Origin of the sequence: Lactiplantibacillus modestisalitolerans (genome assembly GCF_005405425.1) — a bacterium.
Taxonomy (GTDB): Bacteria; Bacillota; Bacilli; order Lactobacillales; family Lactobacillaceae; genus Lactiplantibacillus; species Lactiplantibacillus modestisalitolerans.
Genome location: NZ_BJEA01000008.1, coordinates 46431 through 72450, shown reverse-complemented (window position 1 = coordinate 72450; position 26020 = coordinate 46431). Strand labels below are relative to the sequence as shown.

22 protein-coding genes are annotated in these 26020 nt (G+C 47.2%); 18 read left to right on the top strand and 4 right to left on the bottom strand.

Going from position 1 to position 26020, the window contains the following annotated elements; translation table 11 throughout:
- Positions 1–490: 490 nt before the first annotated feature.
- The 5 genes from rlmH to FFM79_RS05055 all read left to right on the top strand — a co-directional run bounded on the left by rlmH (position 491) and on the right by FFM79_RS05055 (position 6897).
- Positions 491–970 (top strand): 23S rRNA (pseudouridine(1915)-N(3))-methyltransferase RlmH, encoded by a 480-nt coding sequence (gene rlmH, locus FFM79_RS05075; RefSeq protein ID WP_137642393.1) that lies wholly within the window; start codon positions 491–493, stop codon positions 968–970.
- 155 nt (positions 971–1125) lie between these two features.
- Positions 1126–2571, top strand: a complete 1446-nt coding sequence (locus FFM79_RS05070) for a hypothetical protein (protein ID WP_137642392.1) — start codon at positions 1126–1128, stop codon at positions 2569–2571.
- Between the two features lie 403 nt (positions 2572–2974).
- The gene (locus FFM79_RS05065; RefSeq protein WP_137642391.1) at positions 2975–4027 is read left to right on the top strand and encodes a hypothetical protein; all 1053 of its coding nucleotides are present in this window, start codon (positions 2975–2977) and stop codon (positions 4025–4027) included.
- Positions 4028–4525: 498 nt separating this feature from the next.
- Positions 4526–6334: an AIPR family protein gene (locus FFM79_RS05060; protein WP_137642390.1), complete on the top strand. Its 1809-nt coding sequence runs from the start codon at positions 4526–4528 to the stop codon at positions 6332–6334.
- A 260-nt stretch (positions 6335–6594) separates the two neighbouring features.
- Positions 6595–6897: a DUF3784 domain-containing protein gene (locus FFM79_RS05055; protein ID WP_225424383.1), complete on the top strand. Its 303-nt coding sequence runs from the start codon at positions 6595–6597 to the stop codon at positions 6895–6897.
- 80 nt (positions 6898–6977) lie between these two features.
- Here the strand turns inward: FFM79_RS05055 and FFM79_RS05050 are convergent, their stop codons facing one another.
- Entirely contained in the window at positions 6978–8156 is a 1179-nt protein-coding gene (locus tag FFM79_RS05050) for an MFS transporter (RefSeq protein WP_137642389.1), read from the bottom strand.
- A 253-nt stretch (positions 8157–8409) separates the two neighbouring features.
- Between FFM79_RS05050 and FFM79_RS05045 the strand changes: the two genes are divergently transcribed.
- From FFM79_RS05045 to FFM79_RS05025, 5 genes are all read left to right on the top strand, one after another.
- Positions 8410–9075 (top strand): hypothetical protein, encoded by a 666-nt coding sequence (locus tag FFM79_RS05045; protein WP_137642388.1) that lies wholly within the window; start codon positions 8410–8412, stop codon positions 9073–9075.
- Between the two features lie 276 nt (positions 9076–9351).
- Positions 9352–9618 carry a Mor transcription activator family protein gene (locus FFM79_RS05040; protein WP_137642387.1) on the top strand — a complete coding sequence of 89 codons (267 nt, stop codon included), beginning with the start codon at positions 9352–9354 and terminating at the stop codon, positions 9616–9618.
- 150 nt (positions 9619–9768) lie between these two features.
- On the top strand, positions 9769–11289 hold the full coding sequence (locus tag FFM79_RS05035) for a serine hydrolase (protein ID WP_137642386.1): 1521 nt from the start codon (positions 9769–9771) through the stop codon (positions 11287–11289).
- 10 nt (positions 11290–11299) lie between these two features.
- On the top strand, positions 11300–12424 hold the full coding sequence (locus FFM79_RS05030) for a PrsW family glutamic-type intramembrane protease (protein ID WP_137642385.1): 1125 nt from the start codon (positions 11300–11302) through the stop codon (positions 12422–12424).
- A 135-nt stretch (positions 12425–12559) separates the two neighbouring features.
- Entirely contained in the window at positions 12560–13147 is a 588-nt protein-coding gene (locus FFM79_RS05025; RefSeq protein WP_137642384.1) for a uracil-DNA glycosylase family protein, read from the top strand.
- Between the two features lie 395 nt (positions 13148–13542).
- Here FFM79_RS05025 and FFM79_RS05020 read toward each other — a convergent pair whose 3' ends face one another.
- Positions 13543–14535, bottom strand: a complete 993-nt coding sequence (locus FFM79_RS05020) for a choloylglycine hydrolase family protein (protein WP_137642383.1) — start codon at positions 14533–14535, stop codon at positions 13543–13545.
- Between the two features lie 236 nt (positions 14536–14771).
- Between FFM79_RS05020 and FFM79_RS05015 the strand changes: the two genes are divergently transcribed.
- The 3 genes from FFM79_RS05015 to FFM79_RS12610 all read left to right on the top strand — a co-directional run bounded on the left by FFM79_RS05015 (position 14772) and on the right by FFM79_RS12610 (position 17207).
- Positions 14772–16127, top strand: a complete 1356-nt coding sequence (locus tag FFM79_RS05015; protein WP_137642382.1) for a threonine/serine exporter family protein — start codon at positions 14772–14774, stop codon at positions 16125–16127.
- Positions 16128–16231: 104 nt separating this feature from the next.
- Positions 16232–16975: a tyrosine-protein phosphatase gene (locus FFM79_RS05010; RefSeq protein WP_137642381.1), complete on the top strand. Its 744-nt coding sequence runs from the start codon at positions 16232–16234 to the stop codon at positions 16973–16975.
- A gap of 64 nt (positions 16976–17039) precedes the next feature.
- On the top strand, positions 17040–17207 hold the full coding sequence (locus FFM79_RS12610; RefSeq protein WP_170177383.1) for a hypothetical protein: 168 nt from the start codon (positions 17040–17042) through the stop codon (positions 17205–17207).
- A gap of 506 nt (positions 17208–17713) precedes the next feature.
- On the opposite strand, the gene FFM79_RS05005 is transcribed toward FFM79_RS12610, so the two are convergent.
- Positions 17714–19138: a 4-hydroxyphenylacetate 3-hydroxylase N-terminal domain-containing protein gene (locus tag FFM79_RS05005; RefSeq protein ID WP_137642380.1), complete on the bottom strand. Its 1425-nt coding sequence runs from the start codon at positions 19136–19138 to the stop codon at positions 17714–17716.
- 353 nt (positions 19139–19491) lie between these two features.
- Here FFM79_RS05005 and FFM79_RS05000 point away from each other — a divergent pair, with 353 nt between their 5' ends.
- Positions 19492–20169 (top strand): type 1 glutamine amidotransferase, encoded by a 678-nt coding sequence (locus tag FFM79_RS05000; protein ID WP_137642379.1) that lies wholly within the window; start codon positions 19492–19494, stop codon positions 20167–20169.
- Positions 20170–20238: 69 nt separating this feature from the next.
- On the opposite strand, the gene FFM79_RS04995 is transcribed toward FFM79_RS05000, so the two are convergent.
- A complete protein-coding gene (locus FFM79_RS04995) occupies positions 20239–21168 on the bottom strand; it encodes a helix-turn-helix transcriptional regulator (protein ID WP_137642378.1) in 930 nt (309 codons plus the stop codon).
- A 108-nt stretch (positions 21169–21276) separates the two neighbouring features.
- Here FFM79_RS04995 and FFM79_RS04990 point away from each other — a divergent pair, with 108 nt between their 5' ends.
- From FFM79_RS04990 to FFM79_RS04975, 4 genes are all read left to right on the top strand, one after another.
- Complete coding sequence (locus FFM79_RS04990) at positions 21277–21924, top strand: FMN-dependent NADH-azoreductase (protein WP_137642377.1); 648 nt, start codon at positions 21277–21279, stop codon at positions 21922–21924.
- A 655-nt stretch (positions 21925–22579) separates the two neighbouring features.
- Positions 22580–24562 carry an elongation factor G gene (locus FFM79_RS04985; protein ID WP_137642376.1) on the top strand — a complete coding sequence of 661 codons (1983 nt, stop codon included), beginning with the start codon at positions 22580–22582 and terminating at the stop codon, positions 24560–24562.
- A gap of 11 nt (positions 24563–24573) precedes the next feature.
- Positions 24574–25002, top strand: coding sequence for an arsenate reductase (thioredoxin) (arsC, locus tag FFM79_RS04980; RefSeq protein ID WP_137642375.1), 429 nt, complete (start codon positions 24574–24576; stop codon positions 25000–25002).
- A 60-nt stretch (positions 25003–25062) separates the two neighbouring features.
- Positions 25063–25953: an EamA family transporter gene (locus FFM79_RS04975; protein ID WP_137642374.1), complete on the top strand. Its 891-nt coding sequence runs from the start codon at positions 25063–25065 to the stop codon at positions 25951–25953.
- Positions 25954–26020 lie beyond the last annotated feature (67 nt).

The following is a 26020-nucleotide window of genomic DNA, read 5'->3' as shown; positions in this document are numbered from 1 at the left end:
GCCGGACCAACTGAAAAGCCGAAGGTCCGAGTTTCAAGTGAACGCCAATTGGCCGCTAACGTGCATAAATTACGCAATAATCCGAACATCCGGGCCGCAAGTACAAACCAGCATTTTTTGCAAGTTTGGCGCCTGTGGAAAACTGTGGATAACTTCGGGGATAAAATGACGGCTTAAAAAGTGAGCGTAATTAACAGCCGGAAATTCGGCAATTCGGCTTGTTTAAAAGTTATCCACAGGTGCGACGACGGCCTGTGGATTGAATTTCAAAAAAATATTTTAAGTTGGCTAAATTCTTGATATAATGGGATTTGTAAACGAAAACAGCGAACAAATGTTGCGGTGGATAACTGTGGATAAGTTGGGAAAGACTTGACAAATCAATGACAAATAAATGTTGTGGCAAACAAACGTTCACCACAACATATAGAAATTAGAGTTATGCACCTGTGGATAACTATGTGAATAACTTGTGTAAAGGCGGTCAATTATGAACATCAAAATTATCTGTGTCGGTAAATTAAAGGAAAAATATTTTAAACAGGGGATTGCGGAATATGCAAAACGGATGAGTAAATTTGCGAAATTCCAAATTGTCGAAGTTCCCGATGAAAAGGCCCCGGAGTCGTTAAGTAACGCAGAGATGGCTAACGTCATGGAAAAGGAAGGTCAGCGAATCCTTGCCAAAATCAAGGATCGCGACTACGTCTACGCGTTAGCGATTAAGGGCAAGGAACGTTCCAGTGAAGAATTTGCGGCTGAAATTGATAAGTTAACGACATACGGCCATAGCGACATTGACTTTGTGATTGGCGGTTCCCTCGGCCTTTCACCGGAAGTGCTTAAGCGTGCCGACACCCAAATCTCATTTGGGCGCTTTACGCTGCCGCATCAGTTGATGCGGTTGGTGCTGTCGGAGCAGGTGTACCGGGCATTTATGATTAATATTGGGTCGCCGTATCATAAGTAATGGCGTCGATTAGTTTGAGTAAATGTTGTTTGGGATGCAATTGCTATGGAATTGTACTTACTAGAGTTTATTGGAGATATACTACGATTCGAAAATCTATTTATCTACAGTTATTTGATGAAAATAGTTTTTGATTTGAGAGGGAGATGGTCTAAATGAATAATCTAAGTTTAAGCATTCAAAAATTCTGTAAATCTGGATTTAAAGATAATGATGCGATGAATGAGTCATTAAAGCTATATGAAAACCTTAATAGTGGGGAAAAGAAACTTTGTGAAGAAAAAATGTATACCATATTTCGCGGAAAATTTGACCAATGTTATACTGCTGCTCAATATGATAAAGCGTTGAAATGGCTAAATAAGACTAAAGAGAACCCGCGATTTGCTAAAGAGCTTACTAATAATAAGGCCCATTTTCTGGTTGAGGCCGTTAAAACATTGTTAATGCTTTATCTTGAGAATAGGGATGAAAAGTTACTGATAGATGCAAAAGAATTATTTTTTGATATTAAGACTAGTGAATTGGAAAATGATACGCTGAAAGAAATTTTTGAAGAAGATCAAGCGATAATCAGTGATGTCAAGCACGAATTTTTATGGACTAGAACATCGTTCCTCGTCCCTATAGCGTTAAAGACTATTGAGAATGAAGTTTCAATTGATATTCCTTATAAAAATGATAAATTGCACGCTGTTGTTTCGGTTAGAAGAGAAGGATTAAATGGTAATAGCGCAAGTGTTTCTAAGTTAAAAGATCGCGACTCTGTCATTAATTCATCTAAATGGACTATATGGTTGAATAAATATCTTTCTTGTGAAGTGACTAGTGAGTATGATGATACTGCAACTGTGATGCAGTTTTACGCTTGTAATATTGTAAATAGAATCATTGATGCTTATAGAGAACAGACTGGTGAGTATTGGATTAAAAGTATCTATCCAGCAATGATTAGCGGTCACTCAATTGAATATGGGGTTGGTGATAAAACAATTCGCAAAATTCCTTTTTTTGATCACGGAAAGTATCAACTTTCTACTCAACCAATTTCGGTTAATTTAGAAAGTGAATATATTCGAAAAAAAATGCCGCTTTATAAGCTATTATTAATGGAAGCAAAATCGTATTTATTGGTTGGTGCATTAAGAGAGTGCGTAATATCTCTTAACTCAGCTTTTGAAAACTTTACTTACGTAGTTGTTTGTTCGTCTATTGTTGCGAATAGTAATGGGGAGTATGCTCAGAATTTTTATCTTAAAGTACAACAGTATCAAGATTATTTTCTCCATGACTATTTAACTGAAGATGAATACGCCGATGCCGTTAAAAAAGGTATAGTGAAAGCACATGGCATGTCTATGTACGCGATTTATAAAATATTTCATAAAATTTTTAATAATTATATACATGATTTTTCTAAAACAAAATTAAATAAATTGATATCAGTAATTCGTGCTGGTCGAAATGAGATTACACATGGCAATCCTGAATTTACTGAAGTAAATGCAAAACAAATTAAGCGACAGATTACAACTTTTGAGGAATTAATTAATTTTGTCCAAAACACGATTACTGAGGCTAATGTAGTATCAAATAAGTAAAAAATCATCCTGTATTCTAAATCGAACCCCCAATATTGAATTTTTGTTTCTAATCTTGGAGCTCATTTACTATGAGTCTTTTTATTCAATTATTATGCGTTGCACTTCAATTATAAATTAGTCGTTAAAAAAGTTCCCAACTTTCAAGTGAATTGGAATCCCATAAAAATCAATACTAGTTGACACAAAGTCATAAATGAAGCGTATGTACGGTGGTGTGAGAAGTCAGTAATTTAAATAATCGAGTATCGTTTACTTGATTACGTTCGGGAAGAATATTCATAACGGTGTAAAAGATGTTCGTAAGGATTAGTTCAATTGAAACAGTGTTAGTTTTTGAAGTACAATTTAAAGCGTATACGTAATGTAAACGCTTAATTAAATTAAAAGGGGATTAGGGGTAATGAAAAAAATAATGAGAGTTGTAAGTCTGGTAGGAATACTAGGCTTATTAGTAGTTGTATTAGTAGCATGCGGTAATAAAAATGTGACGAATAGTGATACGTCTTCAGGATATCATAACTCAATCAGTAAAGGATTGGACGCAGTTGCTGAGAACGAGATGGACAAGGCGTTAGCGTACTTCGACAATGCTTTGACGCAGAAGCCTGAGGATGCTAACGCTAAAACTTATCGAAATCAGGTACAAGCCTACGTTGATACGAATTCTCAACTTAAAGTTGGGAAAGTTCAAAAGGCAATGACAATCATTACAGATAGCATAAAAATTAAAAATGGTGCTAAGAGCCTGGATAATAAATTGGCTGATTTGCAGATGACCGTTAAGGCTGATTTAGCTGAGTATAAAAAACTGGATAAAGAAGTCACGGATCAGTTAAAAGTTACAAATGGCAACTACTCAAGTGATGTTTTGAAGCAATGTAAAAACATTAAGTGGGATAAGAAGCCCTATTTAAGTAAATTAAAGCCCAAAGTAAATAAATTGATCAATCAGTCTGCTCAGGACGGTGGTTCTAGCAGTTCAGTGGCTTCAACTAGTAGTTCGTTAGCAGATACCAAAGTAAATACAGCGGATAGGAAAGAAGCAGCTCAAATGCGCCAGAATATTGTACAATCAGAGCCTGGTAAATGGGATAGTGCTGCGTTAGAACAAGTACCTAATTCAGTCATTGTAGCTATAATTAAGAAGGCGAAAGATTCAGGTGGTGATTCTGGTACAATTGCTAACATGATTGCTCAGCAATACCCTAACATCAAGAATAGTTCATCAGACAATTCGGATGAGTCAGTTGATGCCAGCACATATACGAATAAAGATCGCGCAGATCAGATTAGAACAGTTTTAGCTAATAATCAAAATCTTTCAAAATCTGGGTTAGCTGCGATTCCTGATGATGAGATTATCAATGCGGCTGAAGAAGGCTTTATGTCAAATTCAGATATTGCTCGTACAGCAGGTACATTAGTACAGAGCCATCCAAACTTGAAGCAATAAAAATGAGGATCCTAATCAACTTAAATGAATATTAATGAAAAATATGCCATTGGGGCTTCAAAGATAATCGGTATATTTTTTTACTAGTCTATATAATTAGTCTGATTATCAAAATTACGATTATTTAAGAATAAATGACAGGTTTTAATTAATTGTTGATATTGAGTGAGAAAATGGTTGGGTATTCCACGCGAATTAAAAGTAATTATTACTTGTATATACTATACTTGAAAAGTGAAAAGACTCAATATATCAACGCTGGTGCCTGCTGATGATGCGGATAATCGAACCATAAGTGATGAAATTAACTTAAGATGCCTACTTGAAGTGTGAATGTTTTTCAATTAATAAATTATAGATACAAGATTAGTGTATTTATTTATAGTCAGTTTACAGTGAAAAGAAAACGCTTTTATACTAAATACAGTAGGGTAGATTTAAAGGCTGTAATTATATTATGATATGTGAATTACATAATACTGGAAGGAAGTTAGTAAAATGAATGAAATTGAACATGCAATCGACGAAATGAAATTGTTATTGAAAGACTTTCCAGCTGATACGAAGCCTAAGAATGATGTAGATTGGTTCACTTTAATGGCATACAATTACGTTATTAATGAAAGAGGGTACCTTAAGGATATTGATTTAATAACAGAATATAGAAATTATTTTGTGAACGGGAGTAATGATGGTGGAATTGATATGCTTTACTACAATGACAAACTATCAGTATTAGGAATTTTACAAACTAAATACTCGAATAATATTGATGTAAATAGTGCTACTGCTGAAATTCAAAAAATCTTGCGCACTGTTGAGAAGCTACAAAATCATGACTTTTCAAATTTATCTCAGATTGTTAAAGATAAGTTTCGTAGCTTGAATGATGGAATTAATGAAGATGTTACATACGAAATTACGTTGGTAACTACATCAACTTTTGATAAAGAAAGGGCCTTAAAGAATGTTGGGTCGACTAAACGGTTTAAAAATAGTGTAGATTTTAACATTGTTAACGGTTTAGATTTAAGTCAAAAGATTTATACCATTAAAAACGGTATTCAAAGGGTTGATAATGGTAAGTTGGAATTAATTAATGTGGTCAATCAATCGGGTAGAAGTATGGAATATAGTTCTAATAGTAAAAAGGGGATTTTTGTAAGTGCTAAAGCTAGTTCCATAAAAAAACTTTATGACTTATATGAAAATAGAGGATTGTTTGATCTAAATGTCCGTAAATATATTAAAAGAAATAGTATTGATAAAGGTATCATTAATACGATACAGAGGGATCCAACTGAGTTTTGGTTTTTAAACAATGGATTAACTATTGCAACCTCTGATTACCAAATAGATGGAAATGTAATTCATTTGCAAGACTTTTCTGTAGTAAATGGTGCACAAACTACTACTCTTATTGCTCGTAATTACAAAGAAACAGATTTTGCTGTGCCGGTAAAGGTAATTGCACCTGCATTTGAATTGGAAGGCGATCAACAGGATAACTTCTTTTCAGGTGTTTCTGAGGCCACAAATTCGCAAAAGCAAATTCGCCCACAGGATTTAAAAGCTAATACTCGTGAATTAAGAGCTCTACAGCATGTGCTTAAGCCATATAATATTTTCTTAAAGATTAAACAGGGAGTCAACGCAACAAATAAATATGATTTAATTAAAATTGAAGATATGGCAAAACTAATTTATTCGTTTGTTAATCAAGCACCTGGAACAGCTAGAAGTAGTGTTCGTTCACTTTTTGAATCACATTATAAAACTATTTTTTTAAATCCTAATTATGATCAAGATCCCAATAAAATAGAATTTTTACGAGATTTAGTTATGTTATATTTTAAGGTAGATGAAATTCAAGGAAACTTATTGCGAGAAGGTAAGGCAATGACTCAAGATAGTGCAGCGATTTTTGGTAATGGGAAATTCGCTATTATGGCTTTGTTAGGGGTAGCTTACCGATATGTAAATGAGGATGCTCAATCATGGCCGCAAGTAAAAGAAAAGGATTACATTTATGGATCATTTATGCAGAACGTGACTGATGATTTTGACAAGAAGTTGAAGTTTGCAATACTAAAAATTGTTCATGTTATTCAAGTGGGATATGATCGGCGAAAAAAGAGTGCACCAGGTGTAACCATAACTAATTACTTAAAAAAGGATAGTAGTTATGAGCAACTGGCACAGGAATTTTTAACAAATTTGGCATCGTCTGAAAATGATCCAGAAATGGACGCTCTTTATCCGAGTTGCTTGGTATTAAAACGCGATAGTGAAGTGAAAAGCTTTTAAACTGGGAGAAATTGCTGTATGTCACGATATAGATATATGTTAATTAAAAAGTTAGTTTGATTACGAATCTTAAAACATCCTAACGAATGAAGACTTTTAATAAGCAACACAGACTAAATTTGCAAACACTCAGATAGCGATTGTTATAGATGTTAATAGATTAAAGGAAGTTTCTGATAATCGATATTATAATCAAAATCTTAAAGTTAAATTTATTCAGACCTATTTAAATTGCATAATTTCCAAATTAGGAGGACATGATGCAAATTTTACAATTGTTGGGTGCCCTGATATTTTTACTATTTGGTTTAGCGTTAAGAAAGGGGAAACTGCTTTTTCTAATTGCAGGAAATAATAACGCCAGAAAACCGTATAATCAGCAATCAAAGCTAGCTGGGCGGTATGTTGGCATTATTATGTATGGCGCTGCAATCGCCTTACTACTGGTCTATCTTGTTCCTAACCTTCCAGATTCATTCTGGATTTTCATTACCATCTTTTTCATTTTATTTATGATTGGCATCACATATTTATTTTATAAAAATAGTAATTTAAGAAAATAAATTTAGATTGGATATGAAAAGCGTCTGAATTGCGCACGATTTGTGTACGCATTCAGACGCTTTTTCAAATAGTCCCATAATTAGTCAATTTTATTTGCATAGCGGGCATTCGTTTGGTTCAACCACACCGAAATACTCAATGCAATTACCGCGAACAACACGCCGCCCCAACCTAAACTAGTCAAACCGGCCGTCCGGAGCACACCCGAAGCCGTTGCGGAGCCCAACGAAATACCGATATTAAAGAAGATCGCGTTTAATGCCGACGCCAAGGCAATTGCCTGCGGATAATCCGACTCGGCCACGTCCAAAAAGTGAACTTGAATGGACGCACTCCCAATCAAGATAATCAACGTTAAAAGCAATAACAGACCATAGCCACTCCAGGCCCGACTCATCGCCAACGGGAACGAACACAGTAGAATAATATCTAATAAGTAAAACTTAGGCAACTGCTTTAGCCCATCGTGTTGTGCCAACGTCCCCGATAGTCGATTACTGATAATGCTAACGATACCAATAATCATTAATAACCAGTTCAACATGGTCGTATTAAAGCCTAACGTGGTTGTAATCAACGGCCGCACGTACGTATAGTACGCGTACGACGTCGCCGCCGTAAACAGAATTAGCGCTGCGCCCAAGTAAACCCGTTTGTCAGTCAGCAGTACGAGTTGGTCTTTAATCCCACTCGGCTGCTGCTTCAAGTTGCGGGGCACCAAAATACCCAGCACAATGCAAGTAACTAAACTTAATAATGAAATTAGATGAAACGCATCCTGCCAACCAAAGTGGGTACTGATTGCCGTTCCAATCGGCACCCCGATCACGGACGCAATACTGAAGCCCGCCGCAATCCAAGAAATCAAAATCGCGCGCTTATTGCGGGGTGCGATGGTACTGCAAATTGCAATACTTAGGGACTCAATGGTCCCCGCTACCACCGCCGTAATCATTCTGGCTGCAGCCATCATCGGAAAGCTAGTTGCAAAGCCCGTCAAGGTATTACCAATCAAGAAAATAATCATTAAGGCCATGAACGTATGGTAGCGGTTAAAGCGATTGGTTAAAATGGTGATTAATGGGGTACTAATGGCATAAACCGTGGCAAAAATGGTCACCAGGTAGCCGACCGTGGAAACTTTCACGTTCAGGGACCCCGAGATATCCGAGATAATTCCGACCACAATGAATTCGTTGCAGCCCAGCATAAACGACACCAGTACGAAGGCGGCCGCTTGTAAACGATACTTAGTCACGAAAAACGCCCCTTTTTTAGAATAAATGCTCACTCCTTTCACTTTAACGGTTTTGGCGGGAAATAAGAAGAGTTTCATAATTGAAAAATAATATTATATTTTAGTTTGGTTCGATTGCTTACTAAGCATTGGGGCTAAATATTTAGGATAAATATTAATTATTAAGTGAATGACAAATTATGACGGGGGTATCTGCGAAAATAAACCTTAATATTGAGTAAGGCTATTTGAATTCATTTAGGAGGAAGCTAGCATGAAAAAGGGGATTGTCATTAGTATCGTAGCAATTATGGGACTGACGTTAACGGCTTGTAGCCAACAACCTGCGGCGAACAAGACTAAAAGCACTTCGACTTCAAAGGTGACAACTAGTTCCAGTAGTCGCAAAAAAACTAGTAAGATTAAGCGAACACATAAACATGCCAAAACGGTAGCGGCTGCAGATCAGGCAACGCATGACAATCGTACGAAAGCAACGGTTGCTAGTGAATCTTCAGTGACTAGTAGTCAGAGCAGTTCGTTAACAGATTCAACTCAAACTGATGCAGACAGCAGTACAGCAACTAGTTCAACGGTAAGCTCATCAGCAAGTTCAGCGGTGAGTTCGACTAGTAGTCAACAATCGAAAATTAAGCAAATCGACTGGGAAGAAGCCGCAGAACTTATCATAAAGGGTGGTTTCGTTGATTTTAATGAAGAAGCGGCGCGGGATTTCTCGGAGGGAAGTCGTGAATTGGCTAATGGTGGTTTTGAAATGCGAACCTATCCGGGCGCAAAGGGAATTGATATTTTTAAATTGACACCACATGCGGACGGGTCCGTGGATATCACGGCTCAGTATGGAAGCTTGGATGGTGGCTTTGGCTTATTACCGGATCAAAGCATGTATGGCCCTTCCTCGGCAACTGTTCAACGTTAACAAAAGAGGATAAAAAAGTTACGCACTCGAGCACAACCTTAAAACGGAATGTTTCACGTGGAACATTCCAAGCACCGCAATCATCACAATCTCGCCGCTGTTGATGGGCTTGCGTTTTTAACTTAATTTTTTTCAACAGAGAAGACGTTTCCGCGTCTTCTTTTTGTCATTTATAAGGTTAAAGTTCAGGCGGAATATCCCGCTGTTAGTCAGGTGTTAGTGCAGTTACGAATAGCCTACGAAACGCTTAAAATCGCTAGTGAGGAGGTGGAGAAGATGGGTCACGATGCGCAAGAAATCGAGGTTGCAACGCTACATCAATTTTACCGGCGCCTAAGCGAATTAGTGGGTACCGAGGCGATGCTTAAAATTTATGAACAATATAAAGGGACGCAATTAAACGTGCCAGTACACTTGTACGACCGGGAACTAGCGGCCAAGCGGGTGCTAGCGGAATTTGACGGTCAAAATCAGTGGGAACTTTCGCGGCGTTACGGTTACTCACAAAAGTGGGTTTATAAAGTGTTACGCGAATTAAAATAAACGGGGAAAAGCCCAGCCGGATGAAAGTCGGGGGTGCTTTAACGGGGAATTAAGGCGCCATCTCCTGATGCAGGGCGTTCGGCCGGGGCTGCTAACGGGGCGAGTTAGTTTGGACACTGACTTTGCGCCGAAAAAAGGATAGTGAAAAAGATGATGAAAATTTGTTCGAGTTGCGGCCAGCCGAATGCGGCTGAAAACCGTTTCTGTGAGAACTGTGGGGCGGACTTAGCGGGAAGTCCGGCCGGTAAGCGGTGTCCGCGCTGTCAGACGGTGAACGCGGCGGATAACCGGTTTTGTGAAAACTGTGGTTATGATTTTGAAACCACTACGATTGGTCAAACGGACTCCCAAACGCCCCCGGCGACGACTTCCGAGCCGGCCGCTGAATCGGCAACGGCAACTGATGCCACTAGTTCTGCAGCCACTTGGGAAGGCGGCAGTGCTGGTGGGGACCAGTCGGCCGCAAGTGAAGCACCGGTAGCGGCTAGTCAGGTGCCGCCACGAACTGACACGACGAGTCAGACGCAACCAACGCGGCAGGCGACGTCGTCAACCGCACCCAAATCAACTGCGGATCGGCCGCAAACCAGTAAGACGGCCACCCGGCCACAGCCGGGTGGCCCGACCAAAACACCGTTACGGGCGGCGCAACATCAGCCCAAAAAGCCACAAAGTCGGCTGGTGGCCGGCCTCGTTTTAGTAATTTTGGTGCTTGCGGTGGGGGCGTTTGTCTACTATCAAAAGCAGCAAACGACAACCGTCAAACCGGCCGCCGTTCAATCTAGTCGCAAGGCTAAATCGCATTCGAAAACGGCGTCAACTAGCAGTTCCAGCAGTCGGCAGTCTAGTTCCACGAATCGGTCGACCGCGTCTAAGGTGACTTTTCACCCGGACCAGGTCCGGGCCGACATTAACAATACGATTGCGCCGCTATCCGGTGACAGCGAGGTTTACGTGACGCCGGTGAAGGGCAGCCAGCAAGTGAGCGTCAATAATGGCTCGCAACGGTCGGCCAGCACGATTAAAATTTTTATTTTGGTAACGGCCTATGCCTTGGAGAAAGAGGGCGCGTTTGACCTCAACGACGAGTACACCATTAGCGACGATGACAAGGTCGGCGGGACCGGTGTCATGCGAACGATGGCGGACGGAACGACGCTCACTTACCACGAGGTGCTGACGCACATGATTGCGGATAGCGATAACATGGCGGCTAACGTCATGATTGACGCACTAGGCGGATTTAAATTAATTAATAATAAAATTGAAAGCTTAGGCGCGACCGACACCCAGTTGAACCGGAAGATGATGGACACCGACGCGCTGGAAGACGGCGACGATAACGTGACGTCGGCTGAAGACCTCGGTCAGACATTGAAGAAGATGTACAATCATAAGCTGGTTTCGGCGGACGCTGACCGGGCCATGTTGACGATCTTAGCGCAAAACCATAACCGCACGAAACTGCCGCACGACCTCCCTGGTGATGCGACCGTCTACAACAAGACCGGTGAGTTTGCCGACTATGGTGTTCAAAACGATGCGGCGATCATGGCGAACAAACGGGGCGCGTTCGTCGTCGTAGTGCTATCCCAGGATGGTCAGCAAACTGAACAAGTCGACGCCATGAACCGGCTGGGGTTGCAGTTGTATCAGGATATTTTGAAATAGGGGTGGAATGATGAACTATTGTTCAAACTGTGGGCACGCGTTGCAACCCGGCGCGAAGTTTTGCCCGGCTTGTGGCGCCCAGTTGGCCGATCAAGCGGGGCCGCAATCGCCCGCGACCGGCGAAGAAAACGTCAACCGAGTGAAGGGCTTATACGGTAACGCGACCGCGAAGCTCAATCAATTTACCGGTGAAAGTGGGGAGGTCAAGGTCAGTTTATCGGACCTGTTTTCCGAAGTTTTTAAGCACCACACGAAGGGCGAGGCCGAGAACATCTTTATCGCCGGTACCGAAACGACCACGCCGGCGTTAAACGACGTGTCGGATGATTGGGCTAAGCCGTGGGTCTTTTCGCGGGTTCTAGCTGGTTTTTTGATTGCGTTTGCGGGCTTGCTTTACTTATTTGCTGAATTTCGAAACGAAAATGCCATTCCGGGTCTAATCATGGTGGGGGCGTTGGCCGTGCCGTTTTCCGGCTTGATTTTCTTCTTTGAATCTAACGCTTTTCAAGACGTTAGTATTTTTGAAACGGTCAAGATTTTCTTTATTGGTGGGGTTTTCTCACTGATTGTCACCCTTGTACTCTATGAATTTGTTAGCTTCAGTGAAACCTCTAAAATTACGGGTCTCCTGACCCTACAAGATGGCCTCGCCATCGGGGTGGTCGAAGAACTCGGTAAAGTGTTGATCATCTGTTACTTCGTCAACCAGTTGAAAGTGGAACACGTGCTGGACGGCCTATTGATTGGGGCCGCGGTCGGGGCCGGTTTTGCGTCGTTTGAAACGGCGGGCTATATTTATCGTGCCGGTGGTTATCTGATTGAAGTGGCCGTTGTTCGGGGCTGGTCCGCCATTGGTGGGCACCTTGTCTGGGCCGCAATTACCGGCGGCGCGCTTATGGTTGTGAAACGCAAGGCGCCGTTTAAGTTTAGCCAGCTACTGGATACGCGCTTCCTCGTGTTCTTTGCACTGGTTGTCATCATGCACGCGGTTTGGGACTGGGACGTAACGATTTTGGGGAGCTATAACTTGAAAATTATTGCCCTCATTATTGTGGCCTGGATCGTCGTGTTTGTACTGATGAACGCGGGGCTGAAAGAAATTGGACATTTGAAGCAGGATCACTCAACTGAATAAAGGTCAATTAACCGCTCCCGGCAAATGAGGAGCGGTTTTTTAGATCTGCGGTGCCCCGGCCAATTGGTGTATAATCAAGAAAATTACCCCGCTAACCGCGGGCCTAAACCAAGTAAAGGATGGGTGATCAGTGGCATGACAGTTGAGGAAATCAAACGGGCAATCGAAGCGGATCCGGATAACGCGGCGTACACGGAAAAGGGGTGGGAACCCCTGTTTCACGTGCTGCCGTCAGCGACGATTTTAGTAATCAGTCAGGCGCCCGGGCGAATCGCCCAGAGCACCAAGACGTACTTCAACGACGCGAGTGGCGACCGGCTGCGGGACTGGATGGGCGTGACCCGTGACCAGTTTTACGGGAGCGACCGGATTGCGGTAATGCCGTTAGATTTCTATTATCCGGGTAAGGGTAAGAGCGGGGACCTGCCGCCGCGCAAGGGCTTTGCGGATAAGTGGCACGAACCGTTATTGGCGTTGATGCCGAACGTGCAGTTGACGATGCTGGTTGGCCAGTACGCCATTAAGGCTTACCTGGGTCGCTCGCGGCAAAAAACGTTAACCGCGACCGTCCAAAATTACCAGGATTATTTGCCAGATTATTTTCCACTAGTGCACCCGTCACCGCTGAATTATGGCTGGCAGAAGCGCAATCCCTGGTTTCAGGAAAAGGTGGTGCCGGACTTGCAACAGCGCGTTGCAAAGGCATTGAAGTCGGACAATTAATTGTGATGGTCGTAACCGACTTAAAAATGGACCCGTCCAAGGCTGAAGCTTTGCACGGGTCCATTTTTGGTAGTGGTCAAAAGATAATTTAGACCACCCCGCTGAAAAAGCCGCCCGCTACTTGTCCGACGGCGAAGCTAGCGCTAACCACTGGCGTTGTTTCACGTGAAACACGCGTGTTGGTGACAAAGATGATTTTTTCGGGTTGGTAATCTAAGGCGATACGCAAAGTAGGGTGATTTGTTTTCTACTATAACAAAGGCCGGTCAGGGAAAAGCTTCAGCTTTTCCCTGACCGGCCCTTACTTTGGAGACTAAGGTCACAGCCTCCTGTATGTCGCTTCATATTAGTAGCTAAAACGTGCACCAAAAGTTAGCTGACTGTTGGCACACGCGTTAACCTGCCGTCAACTGATGCACCTGTGGCTTGCGGTTAAGCGGGTACGCAACCGGCTGGGTGGCGCTGTTCAGTAGTTCGGCGGTCAAGCGCACCTGTTGCAGGTCACCGGGGTTTTCGTACAATTCGATGGTGTAGGCGCGGGCGTCGAGGTCCATGTACGCGCGGTATTCCGTGTAGTCGCTTGGGCCGGCCGTCATTTGTTTGACGCCCTTGGGTAGCGTGACGCTATTTAAAATCAATTGTAACAAGTTCAACGTTGTGCGAGTATCGGTGGCGCCGGTTGCAAAGCGCTTCAAGAAAACGGTCCGGATGAAGCGAGCAACTGACGTGTAGTCTCCGGGCAGGCCAATGGCACCGGTGCCGGGACCAATCGTTTTGGGTAAAAAGCCGCCAACCGCGGGCGTCTTGGGCGTCGCATTCGAGAGGAGCGCGTAGTTACTGAGGTTTTGCAGGTGCCAGTCGAGGTCGGGGGAATTGGTCATCACGCCGACGGGGTCGGCCGTCAGCCGCAGTTCATCACTTGTCGGTTCTAGGACTGCGGTTTGGCCACTTCGGTCACTGATGATGAAGTGTAATGGTGGGACCACGTTGATCAGATTAGCAGCGTGGGCGACGAATTGGAGCTTGGGCAGCTGTTGCCGCAAATCAGCGATACTACGAGCGTTACCAAGCGCCCAGGCGATGAAGTCTTGCGGTGAGAGGCCGAACTTGTCGGGAGCTGGAGCCGCCGGGTAGTGCGCGTTATCGGGGAAGTAGAGTGCTGCGACTCCTAAACCGTGCTCGTTAACGCCGTCGCCAAACATTTCGTGGCCGAGCTTACGACCCGCGCCTAGAAACCCGTACTTAGTCGTAAACGGGGCCACGTCGGCATCAATCTTATAATGACGTGGAATGAACAGAATTTGGGCCCCAAAATCAAGGGTGTAGTCCATCGTACGGGCAAGGAAGTGTCCGCCAGCTTGGTTGGTATAACTTAAACTTGTACACATTGGCATCAGTCCTTTTGAAATGATGGGGCTAATTTAGCACAGCGGCCCGTGAAGTTCTATTACGAGGGTCTGATCGTTAACTTTCCAAGTCAAAATACGGCGGTAAGCGGTTGAATGTTTCACGTGGAACATTCTGATTTACGCCGCTAATTGGGACGTAAAAGGACTATAATGGGGGTATTCAGACCCGGTGATTAGTCGGGCTACAAGTGCGGAAATTGAACGGAGGGCGGAACATGACTGACAAGCAAGCACCGGCGCGACCAGTAGCGACCCCGCTGTCGCAACGGCATCACATGACAATTCCCTGGAAGGATTTTATTCGGAACGAGGACGTCCCGGCTAAACGGGCCAGCATTCAGGAGCGGACCTCAATTGTTGGCCGAATTGGGATTTTAATGCTTTCCTGTGGAACGGGGGCCTGGCGGGTGCGCGACGCGATGAACCACGTGGCCCGGAGTCTTAACTTAACCTGTTCGGCGGACATTGGGTTGATTTCATTACACTATACCTGTTTTAGTCAGCACCATAGTTACACGCAGGTCTTATCACTCCCCAATACCGGGGTGAATACCGATAAATTGGATAGTTTAGAGCGCTTCGTGGCGGCGTTTGACGAGCAGTATGCGAACCGCACGATTCGTGAGATTCATACGGCTATTGATACGGTGCGACAACGACCAAAGCAGTACCCACCCCTGATGCTGGGTTTGGCCTCAGCAATTGCCTGCATGGGCTTTATTTTTTTGCTGGGCGGTGGGATACCTGAAATGATCTGCTCCTTTGCGGGTGCGGGCGTTGGTAACTACGTCCGCGCGAAGATGGGTAAGCACAGTTTAACGACGATTGCCGGCATCGCAATTAGCGTGGCGGTCGCCTGCCTAGTTTACATGGCCAGTTTCGAGCTCCTGCAGTGGGGCTGGCAAATTGCGGGGCACCACGAGGCTGGCTACATTGGCGCGATGCTTTTCGTGATTCCCGGCTTCCCGTTCATCACGAGCATGCTCGACATTTCCAAACTAGACATGCGTTCCGGGTTAGAGCGGCTGGCGTACGCCATCATGATTACACTGGTCGCGACCCTGGTCGGCTGGTTAGTCGCCATCAGCTTTAACTTTAAACCGGCGGACTTCATGCCGTTGGGCTTGTCGCCGCTCGCGTTATTACTGTTGCGCTTGCCGGCCAGTTTCTGCGGGGTCTACGGTTTCTCAGTGATGTTTAACAGCTCGCAAAAAATGGCGATAACCGCGGGCGTGATTGGCGCGCTGGCGAACACGTTGCGCCTGGAACTAGTTTCGTTGACCGCGTTGCCGCCGGCTGCGGCGGCGTTTTGCGGGGCCTTGGTCGCGGGTTTGCTGGCATCGTTAGTTAACCGCTATAACGGCTATCCGCGGATTTCGTTGACGGTTCCCGCCATTGTCATCATGGTACCCGGATTATATATTTATCGCGCGATTTATAACATTGGCAGTAATCAAATTGGCGTCGGCGCGCTGTGGCTGACGAAGGCCGTGTTGATTATCATGTTCTTACCGTTGGGCCTGTTTGTGGCCCGCGCCTTGATGGATCGTGAATGGCGCCACTTTGATTAGTAAGTAAAACACCCGCTAGCGGTAACGTTAGCGGGTGTTTTGACTGTTCAGCGGGCGCGCTGGCGGTTATACTGCTGGGTAAAAAGAAAAACGGAGGCGCAACCATGCAACCCATCACAAATTTACGGGTGCTCGGTGGTCATAATCAATTCACGGGCGCGGCGGTCAAGCCCGGCTACTTTTACCGGGCGGGCCAATTAGATCAGCTAGACGCACAACAACAAACTTATTTACGCCAGAAGCTTCGGCTTCAACGCATCGTCGACTTTCGGACGGCGGACGAACGCCAGCGTTACCCCGACGTTCGGTTAGCCGGTGTGACGTACGAGGTGATCGACGTCCTAGTGGCAACGAATAATAACGGGGCTAGTTTGCAGTCAATGGTCGCGGCAAGTGGGGCGGTGCATGCGCGGATGCTTGAGCTTTACGAGCAGTTCGCGTTGGCCCCGACCGCCCAAGCCGGGTACCACCAATTTTTGACGTCGTTACTTGTGCCACAACCCGTACTATTTCACTGTTTTGCGGGCAAGGACCGGACCGGTATTGCGGCCGCATTAATCTTAAAGTGTCTGGGCGTGAGTGACGCGGACATCTTGGCAGATTACCTGGCCACCAATCAGGCCCGCCAGGCCGCTAACCAGCAAATTTTAGCCCACTTAGCCGCGCAGGTCAGTGCGGACCAACTGCGGGCGGTTCAAGCGGCCCTTGTCGTGGATCAGGACTATTTAACGCACTATTTTGAAGTGATTGAACAACACTACGGGTCATTTGAACACTACCTCGTGGCGGGCTTGCGGCTGGCGCCAACTTTTACCCGTGATTTCCAACAATTGTACCTGGAAGCCTAATTCAAGCACCGTTTGATTGGTTCAACTGAATCTGTATAATGGGACTCGAGGTGGTGAATACCGGATGGTACTACTGATAGTCCTGCTAATCCTGGTTTACATGCTGATTTCGTTGGTCATCGCCGCCATTAAAACGTTAATTGCTAAAAAACGTGGGCGCGGCGGCCATTTCTGGAAGAATTTTTGGGAAACCTTGCTGGACGTTGTGTTTGATCCGATTAGTTGGTTTTAAAATTTGAATTAGAACGGCAAACGGGACTGTGACGATGGTCACAGTCCCGTTTGGTGGGTTTGGGTAGATAGTGATAGTGATAGTGTGCACTTCTCTACAATACAGCCGAAACGTGCTCCAGACCAACTGACGCCTGCGCCTGCTACAATAACGGCCCAACGCTTCTCTGCAATATGGCTGAAACGTGTTCGGGCCGACTGGCATCTGCGCTTGCTACGCTAAGGCGCGCTTCTTTGCGATATAGTCGAAACGTGCTCCAGACCAACTGACGCTTGCGCCTGCTACAATAACGGCCCAACGCTTCTCTGCAATATGGCTGAAACGTGTTCGGGCCGACTGGTATCTGCGCTTGCTATGCTAACGGCCCAACGCTTCTCTGCGATATGGCTGAAACGTGCTCCAGACCAACTGACGCCTGCGCCTGCTACAACAACGGCCCAACGCAAAGAACGCGTCAGGCCGTTGTTTAGGCAGTGCTCAGCGTCAACCCGTTGGTCTTCCGCACTCTATGATTTCATAATCCGATCAATCATTTCATTTCCAGCCCGAAGATCCTCTCCCGCATAATGCTGCGAGCGAATCCGCATCGGGTCGCCGCCATGATAATATTCGTACATTAACTGCCGTTGACCGAAACCGGCGGTCGTTAAATCGAAGACCAAGTTCAAGAACTTAGCCCGTTCCTTAGCAGTGGCTTTGGACGTACCTAACGCCTGTTCCAAGATAGGGCCATTGTCCCCGTTAAATTCCTTGAAACCCGGAACCCCAACCATCGAACCCGCCGCTAAGTGCTGGGCTACCTTGAGCGCTTCTTCGTAGTATTCGGGTAGCGTCGACCGCACGGCTTGAAGCGCCTGCTGGTTAGGCGTATAAATTCCAAAGTCATCGAGCCGACCTTCCTCTTCCGAACGCGCAATCGTCCCCTTGATCAGCTCAAGGTTAGCGGTTAAGCGTCCCAGTTTTTCCTGGACACCGAGAAAGCCGTCCAGACCAAGGAGTTTGGCAGTCCGAATGGCGAGGGTGGTGGCAAATTCCAGTTTGGTAATGCCCCGGACCTCGTCTTGATGCGATGAATGGATGAACATGCCCGAATCCATGAAGAAACGGTTACTCATTTCGACGTCGTTGTCAACAAAGACCCGCTCCCACGGAATAAACGCTTCATCGAAAACGATGTAGGCGTCGATTTCATCGAGGGCGTTACTTAGTGGGAAGTCGTCCTCGGTGTACCCGGTGTAAACGGGGTGGTCGAGGAGCTTCCGGCAGATAATCTTAACGCCGGGCGTGTTCAGGGGTGTCGCAAAGGCCACCGCGTAACTCGTGTCGCCCTTTTCGAGGAGTAATTCAGGCGGATTAAAGATTAGTAAATCATCGGCAATCGGAGCCATCGTGTTAACCATCTTGGCGCCGGAAACGGTGATTCCTTCCATGGTGCGTTTAGTTACGTGAACGCCCGCGTAACCGGACGGAATGGCGTTAATGGCTTTTTGCCGGTCCAGCTGTGGGTTTTGGAGGGCGTGACTAATGAAAATATCCTCGGTTTTAACGTGTTCAGCGTAATGTTTAGCGTTGGCTGCAAAATTGGTATACTCGTTATGGCCTAAAAAGTGACTCCGTACGGCGAGTGCTGCCATGGCACTATTTAGGAAGTCCGGGGTCCGGCCCAGCAGCCCATTATTACTTTCGGCGATTTCTTGGTAGGCGCGGTGTTTTTGCTTTAAGTCAGCGGATGTTAACGGTACCTTGAACGCAATGTCGTAACGCTGACCATCCTCAATGTAAGTATGGACGTCCTGATGGGTGCGCTGAAGCGCGTAGTACTGGTTGTTCAGCGCGAGTGTTTTACGGAAAATCGGGACGTCGGCCACGTTGATTCGTTGACCGTTTAAGTAGACGGCGCGGCCGTCATTGAGTTGTTCGATCGTGTGCATTGTAAATTCCCCCTTGCGTGTGTTCCCCTTAACCATATCACAATGTAAGCGGTTACAAAAGGCTTTTTTTAAGCCGTTAAGCGGGTAGAAAAGTAAGCTTTAACCGCACCCCCGAATGTTAATAGCCGAAACGGGCGTCAAAAGTCAGCTGGCTCCGCTTAACCCCGTAAGTCAAACAATCCAAACCCGAGATTATTCGCTTTACGCCGTTAATGCTCATCAGCTAACCGATTTTTTTCACACGCGTACAGCTTTTTTTCATCAATTGGTATAGACGGTGGTATAATAACGCTATCTTGGGCAGGTGCAGGCGATCCCCATTCCAAACATTGCCGGTGAAGAAAGGAACGCATATGCGAATTAACGTTTTACAACACACGCCAAACGAGGGCCCCGGGATGATTGCGGACTGGGCCCAAGCGCACGGGCATGCTTTATATACGTACCATCCCTATCAATTTGGGCACCTGCCAACCGCGGCGGAAACCGATATGTTGGTTATTTTAGGTGGGCCAATGAGTCCGAATGACGATTTACCGTGGATCAAGCAAGAACGGCAGCTGATTGCGGCGTTGCTTGCAACCGATACGCCAATGTTTGGGGCCTGCTACGGTGCCCAACAAATTGTGAAGACCCTCGGCTACCCAATCACGAAAGCGCCGGTTAAGGAAGTGGGCTGGGCGCCCGTTTACCGGGAATCAACGATTATTCCGGGAATTCCCGCGCAGTTAATGGCGTTGCACTGGCACGAGGAAATGTTTGTGATTCCGGTGGGGGCAACGCGCTTATTTTCGACACCCCAGGTCGCTAACCAGGGGTTTGTGCTTAACCACCACGTTATCGGACTACAATTTCACTTTGAACCGAAGGCCGATAACGTACGTGAAATGGTCGTTAACGATTACCCGTACATTGCGGGGTCGGTGTTAAAGCAGACGGCGGCGGATATTTTGGCGACGCCGGTGCCGCCGGAAAATCGGCAAGTTATCGCGACGTTGCTCGACTACATTACGGCTGGTTCAGAAAGCTGAACGCGGCTTAACTAGCATTATTTAGCAATAAAACCGGAGCGGTGACGAATGTCACGGCTCCGGTTTGCGTTAAGAATAGGCGTTCAAAATTTGACGCACGGCGGCGAGGTAGCCTTCTTTGAGCGCGGTTGGCGCCAGAATTTTAACGTTGGTGCCTAAACTGAGCAAATATTGCACCATATAATCGAATTCTTCGGGGCCGTAACCCCCGGTCAGGTAGTCCTGCCCGGCAACTTGTTTTAGCTGCATGTGCGGGTAACGGTTCTTTAAAACCAGCTCCCGACCGAGGGGCGTCAGTTCGCAGCGAAACTGGATGTTGTGTTGTTGCTGGGCGTCCGCTTGCTGGGCTTCGGCCAGTTTGGGGCGCGGTAAGGCCGCCGGTGCGGTTGCTGGCGTTACGGCGGTCACGCGGTCACAGCGAATGATTCGCCAACGTTGGTGGGTGCGGTCAAGGCCGCTGACAAACCAAATCCCGTGGCGATATAGTAGGTCGTAAGCTTGAAAGAGTAGCGGCGCTCCTTGACCTTGCAGGTCGAGGCGTAGGACGGCTTCGTTTAGGCTCGCGGTTAATAAAGCACTTAAAAACCGCGGGCCGTCTAAGTTGGGGGTGTCGTAGTAGTGAACGACGGCCTGCATTTTAGCAACTTTTTGCTGCTCAGCGAGTGGGAGCGTTGCGAGTAATTTTTGGTAGATGGCGTGGTAGGATTTTTCAAACGGCGTTGCCGACAACCGTCGTAGCGCTTTAAGCGCGAAAAACAAGGCGTTAATTTCTTGAATATTTAAGAGGACCGGCACCCAGAGCTGCTGTTTGACGAGCCGGTAACCACCGTAGCGGCCGGGGTCCACGTAGAAGGCCAGGCCCAGCTGTTCTAAGCTGGTCACGTCGCGCAAGGCGGTGCGCTTGGAAATTTGGAATTCCTGCATCAGGTCCTGCAGGTGAAAGTGGTTGCGGTAGCTGAGAAAAATGAGCTCTTGGTTGAGGCGTTCTGAGCGGTGCACTGGTAATTCCTCCTATATTTAATTAATTGTTCAAAGGTGCCAGCGGTTGGCACCATTCAATTATAAACTTAATGATGTTGAAAAGATAACGAAAACGAGGTCATTAAGATGAAAACATTAATTATTAACGCGCATCCCAACTTTGCTAATCAGCAGGCCAATTCGGCCCAGCTTCAAAAAGCCTTTCTACAACGCTTCCGGGACCGCTTTCCGGAAGACCAGGTGGACGTGCTGAACTTAGCCGCAACGCCCTTACCACGCTTGACCGAAGACGAATTACTGGGCATGTGGCAGCGCCAAGCGGCCCACGTAACGTTGACGCCAACGCAGGCCCGCGCGCAGCAAATTAACCGGCAGTTGTTAGATCAATTCAAAGCCCATCAACGGATCGTTATCGTGACGCCGATGTTGAATTTTAACATCACGTCACAAATGAAGGATTACATGGACAACATTTTAGTAGCTCGCGAAACTTTCCGCTATACCGAAAGTGGCTCGGTTGGCCTGATGACTGATAATCGACGGGTCCTACTATTGCAATCGAGTGGTTCGATTTATACCCGGGACGACCGCTACACGCCAATGGAGTTTTCGCGGTTATACTTGGAAAAGCTCTTTAAGACCATTATGGGCTTTGACGATTTTCAAATTGTCCGTGTTCAAGGCACTCAAACCCAGGGAGTGGACCCGCAGGCGGCGCTTCAACAAGGTTTAGCAGAGCTAGGGCCCGCGTTTGAACAGTTTTATCAAGATTAATTGGTTCTGTACCAATTGGTGTTGAAATTGCCGCCAGCAGCGGGTGTAACCGGGTGGCTGGAACACTGCGGGCATCGATTTGAGCTCACTCAGAAAAATCACTGAGCAATCTCAAATTCGAGCCTTATTCTAAGCCGGAAGAACGACACTTCCAGCTAAGAATAATTTCGCAGTTGAGCCATGGTTACACCCGCTACTGGCTAGACTGGTTTTTATATTGGGTTTCACGGGTGACTCTGATAAGTCACAATTAATGCAGATCATCCTGCAGAATGGTTACTAAATATAATGTAATCTTGCTTGCTATTTCGCTAATCATAACGAACTGCTTGAAAATTCAATTGGCAACCTTCTTAGCATATCAACACCAAATATCATAGACCCATTAATTAGCGAAAGTGGCCCGTTTTTACGGTCCACCTTTTTTTTGCAGCGGAGAACTGCTTGCGGTGACTGGCCCGATGAGTTGGCGGGACCAGAGGTTAAAAGTGGCTTGAGCGGGCTTAATTACTATTGTTGACTGATTGGTAAATAATGTTCGGGCGCTTACCAGCGAAGTTTTCAGTGTCACATTTACCGGATAACCGGTATACTACAAGTAACGGCCCCGCGGGGCTTAACTGCTGTGATTGAAGAGATTTGAGGGATTCAACTGATGAAACAACTTGTAGCGGGCGTCATCGCCCACGTGGATGCTGGCAAAACAACACTGACCGAAGCCCTGCTGTATAAGGCCGGGGCGGTGCGACAACTTGGCCGGGTCGATAACGGGGACGCTTTTTTAGACCCGGATGACCTGGAAAAGCAACGCGGCATCACGATTTTTTCGCACCAAGCTAATTTAACCTATGATGATTTAGAATTGAACTTACTAGATACTCCGGGTCACGTGGACTTTGCGACTCAAACTGAACAAGTTTTGAGCGTCCTTGACTACGCGGTTTTAGTTGTCGCGGCCACCGATGGCATTCAAGGTTACACCCGAACGCTGTGGCGCTTGCTCCAACGCTACCAGGTGCCGACCTTTATCTACGTTAATAAATTAGACGCAACTGGAACGAATGGTCAAAAATTATCGGAACAGCTTCAAAGCGCACTGGCACCGGGCTGCATTGCTTTTAACGCGGTTACTGGGACCAACCAAGCTACTGATGCTAGTGGGGACTTACCCGCGGCGGCGCTTGATGATATCGCGTCGCAAGACGAAGCCGTGTTGACCGACTACCTTGAAAGTGGGGAACTGACCGACGCTACCGTGCAGGACTTGATCCAACGGCGACTAGTCTTTCCGTGTTACTTTGGCTCCGCGCTGAAATTAACGGGCGTGGACGCGCTGATGGCGGGACTAAACCGCTGGACGCAACCCACCCAGCCCGCGCACGATTTTGGCGCGCGAGTTTTTAAAATCACTCACGATGACCAGGGCGAGCGGTTGACCTGGCTACGACTGACGGGGGGTGCCCTCGAACCTAAAGCGGTCGTTTTAGACGATCAAAAAATCAACCAACTTCGCCAGTATAACGGGACTAAGTACACTATTCGTCCCCACGTTACGGCGGGCGAAATCTGCGTAATTCCCGGCTTAACGGGAACCTATCCCGGTCAAGGCTGGGGCGCAACCATCGACGCTAGTCAACCGAGCTTGCAGCCGGTCTTGACCTACGCGGTGACGCCTAAAAACGCTGACTTACACACGTGCTTAGCCGCGCTAAGACAATTAGAAGACGAAGACCCCCAGCTGCACGTGACCTGGTCGCAACAACTGCAGGAAATTCGGGTCCAAGTCATGGGCACGATTCAGCTAGAAGTGCTGACGCAACGGTTGCAGGATCGATTTGACTTGACGGTTGCGTTTAGTGCTGGCAGTATTCTTTACCAAGAAACGATTAACAAAGCGGTGGAAGGCGTCGGCCATTTTGAACCGCTGCGGCATTACGCGGAAGTCCACCTATTACTTGAACCGGCGCCGCGCGGCAGTGGGTTGCAATTCGACGCCGACTGTTCGTTAGAGGTGCTCGGTAAAAACTGGCAGCACCAGGTCCTGTCGAATTTAAAGGCCAAGACCCAGTTGGGCGTCCTCGTGGGGGCCCCGCTCACGGACGTTAAGGTGACGCTCGTTAGTGGGCGCGCCAGCATCGTCCATTCAGTTGGCGGCGACTTCAGAGAAGCGACTTGGCGGGCGTTGCGCCAAGGACTGATGATGTTACGTAAGCAGGGCGCTTGCGAGTTACTGGAGCCGTGGTACCAGTTCCGACTAGAGGTCGGTCAAGATCAAGTTGGGCGCGCCATGACGGATATTCAACGCATGCACGGTGAATTTGACGCACCGGTCCCGAGTAACAGTGTCACGACTGACGGGCAACCGCTGACGTTGATCACCGGGACGGCGCCAGTTGCGGCGATGCAGGATTATTCGCAGGCCGTCCGGGCGTACACCCATGGTCAGGGGCAACTAGAGTGCCTCGTGGCGGGCTACCGGCCGTGCCACGATACGGAAGCGGTAGTAGCGGCGCAGGACTATCAGCCGGTCGCCGACCTGGAAAACACGCCGGATTCGGTGTTCTGCGCACACGGTGCCGGTTACCCGGTGGCCTGGGATCAGGTGCCCGCGATGGCCCACGTCCCGTATTTGAGTTAGGGAGGATGACAATGCGACGCATTTATTTTTTATGTACGGGAAATTCGTGCCGGAGCCAAATGGCGGAAGGGTTCGCCAAACGCATCCTAGGCCCAGATTGGCAGGTCGCAAGTGCCGGGGTGGAGGTCCACGGGGTTAACCCGTTAGCCGTTCAGGTGATGGCCGAAGCGCAGGCCCCGATTACGGGGCAAACCTCGAAGTTGATCGACCCGGATTATTTGCGGCAGTGTGCCGTGGTCGTCACGTTGTGCGGGAATGCGCGCGACCGTTGTCCGCGCTTGCCGGCGGGCGTTCGTCAGCTCCACTGGCCGTTGCCGGACCCGGCGCAGGCGACGGGCACGTCGACCGAACGGTTAGCTGCTTTTCGCGCGGTGCGTGACGACTTGCAGCAGCGGATCGAAGCGCTGGCCATAACGTTAAACGGCGCGGACACCCTTTGAATTCTGGTGCGGTAGCGGTACCATAACTATTGGGTTAGAATTCAAAAAGGATGATTTAGGTTGAAAAAGATAGCACCAATTTTTGTGGGCCTGGGCGCAATTAGTTTTGGCGTTCCAGCGTCCCTCTTTAAGATTGCCCGTCATGAGGGCGTTGTAAACGGACCGCTGCTGTTCTGGTCATTTTTAAGTGCGGTGATTATTTTAGGTATCATTCAAATCGGCCGGCGTCAGTGGCTCAGCAAGCAGGGGACCAATTGGAAACAGATTGGACTGGTCATTGCGGCCGGGACCGCGTCGGGCTTTACCAACACCTTCTATATTCAGGCGTTGAAACTGGTACCGGTCGCGGTCGCCGCCGTGATGCTGATGCAGGCGGTCTGGTTGTCGACGTTGTTGGGCGCCATTATTCATCGTCGCCGGCCGTCACGACTGCAAGTCGTTAGCATCATTTTAGTGCTGGCCGGGACCGTCCTAGCGGCGGGGCTGTTTCCGATTGAGCAGGCCTTGTCACCGCTCGGGATTCTGTTCAGTTTTCTGGCGGCTTGCGCTTACGCCTGCACGATGCAATTTACGGCTAGCCTCGGTAATAACCTCGACCCGCTGTCCAAGACCTGGTTACTTTGCCTGGGTGCGTTTATTTTAATTGCCATCGTTTGGGCCCCGCAAACGTTACATTCACCAACGACCGTCGCAACGGTTAAGTGGGGTGTTTTGATTGCGCTGTTCTCGATGGTCTTCCCGTTAGTGGTTTACTCCATCTTTATGCCGTACTTGGATTTAGGTATCGGCCCGATTTTATCGTCGCTGGAATTGCCGGCGTCGATCGTGGTCGCGTTCGCGCTCCTAGGCGAAACGGTTAGCTGGTCGCAAATCCTGGGGGTCGCCGTGATTATTGGTGCGGTGATTTTACCAAACGTTTTGAATATGCGGAAACCGCGGCAACACGCGTAACTAAAACTCGCTTTCTAGGTGGAAGGCGAGTTTTTTAGTACCTTTTTGAAAAAGTGCGCCAAACCGC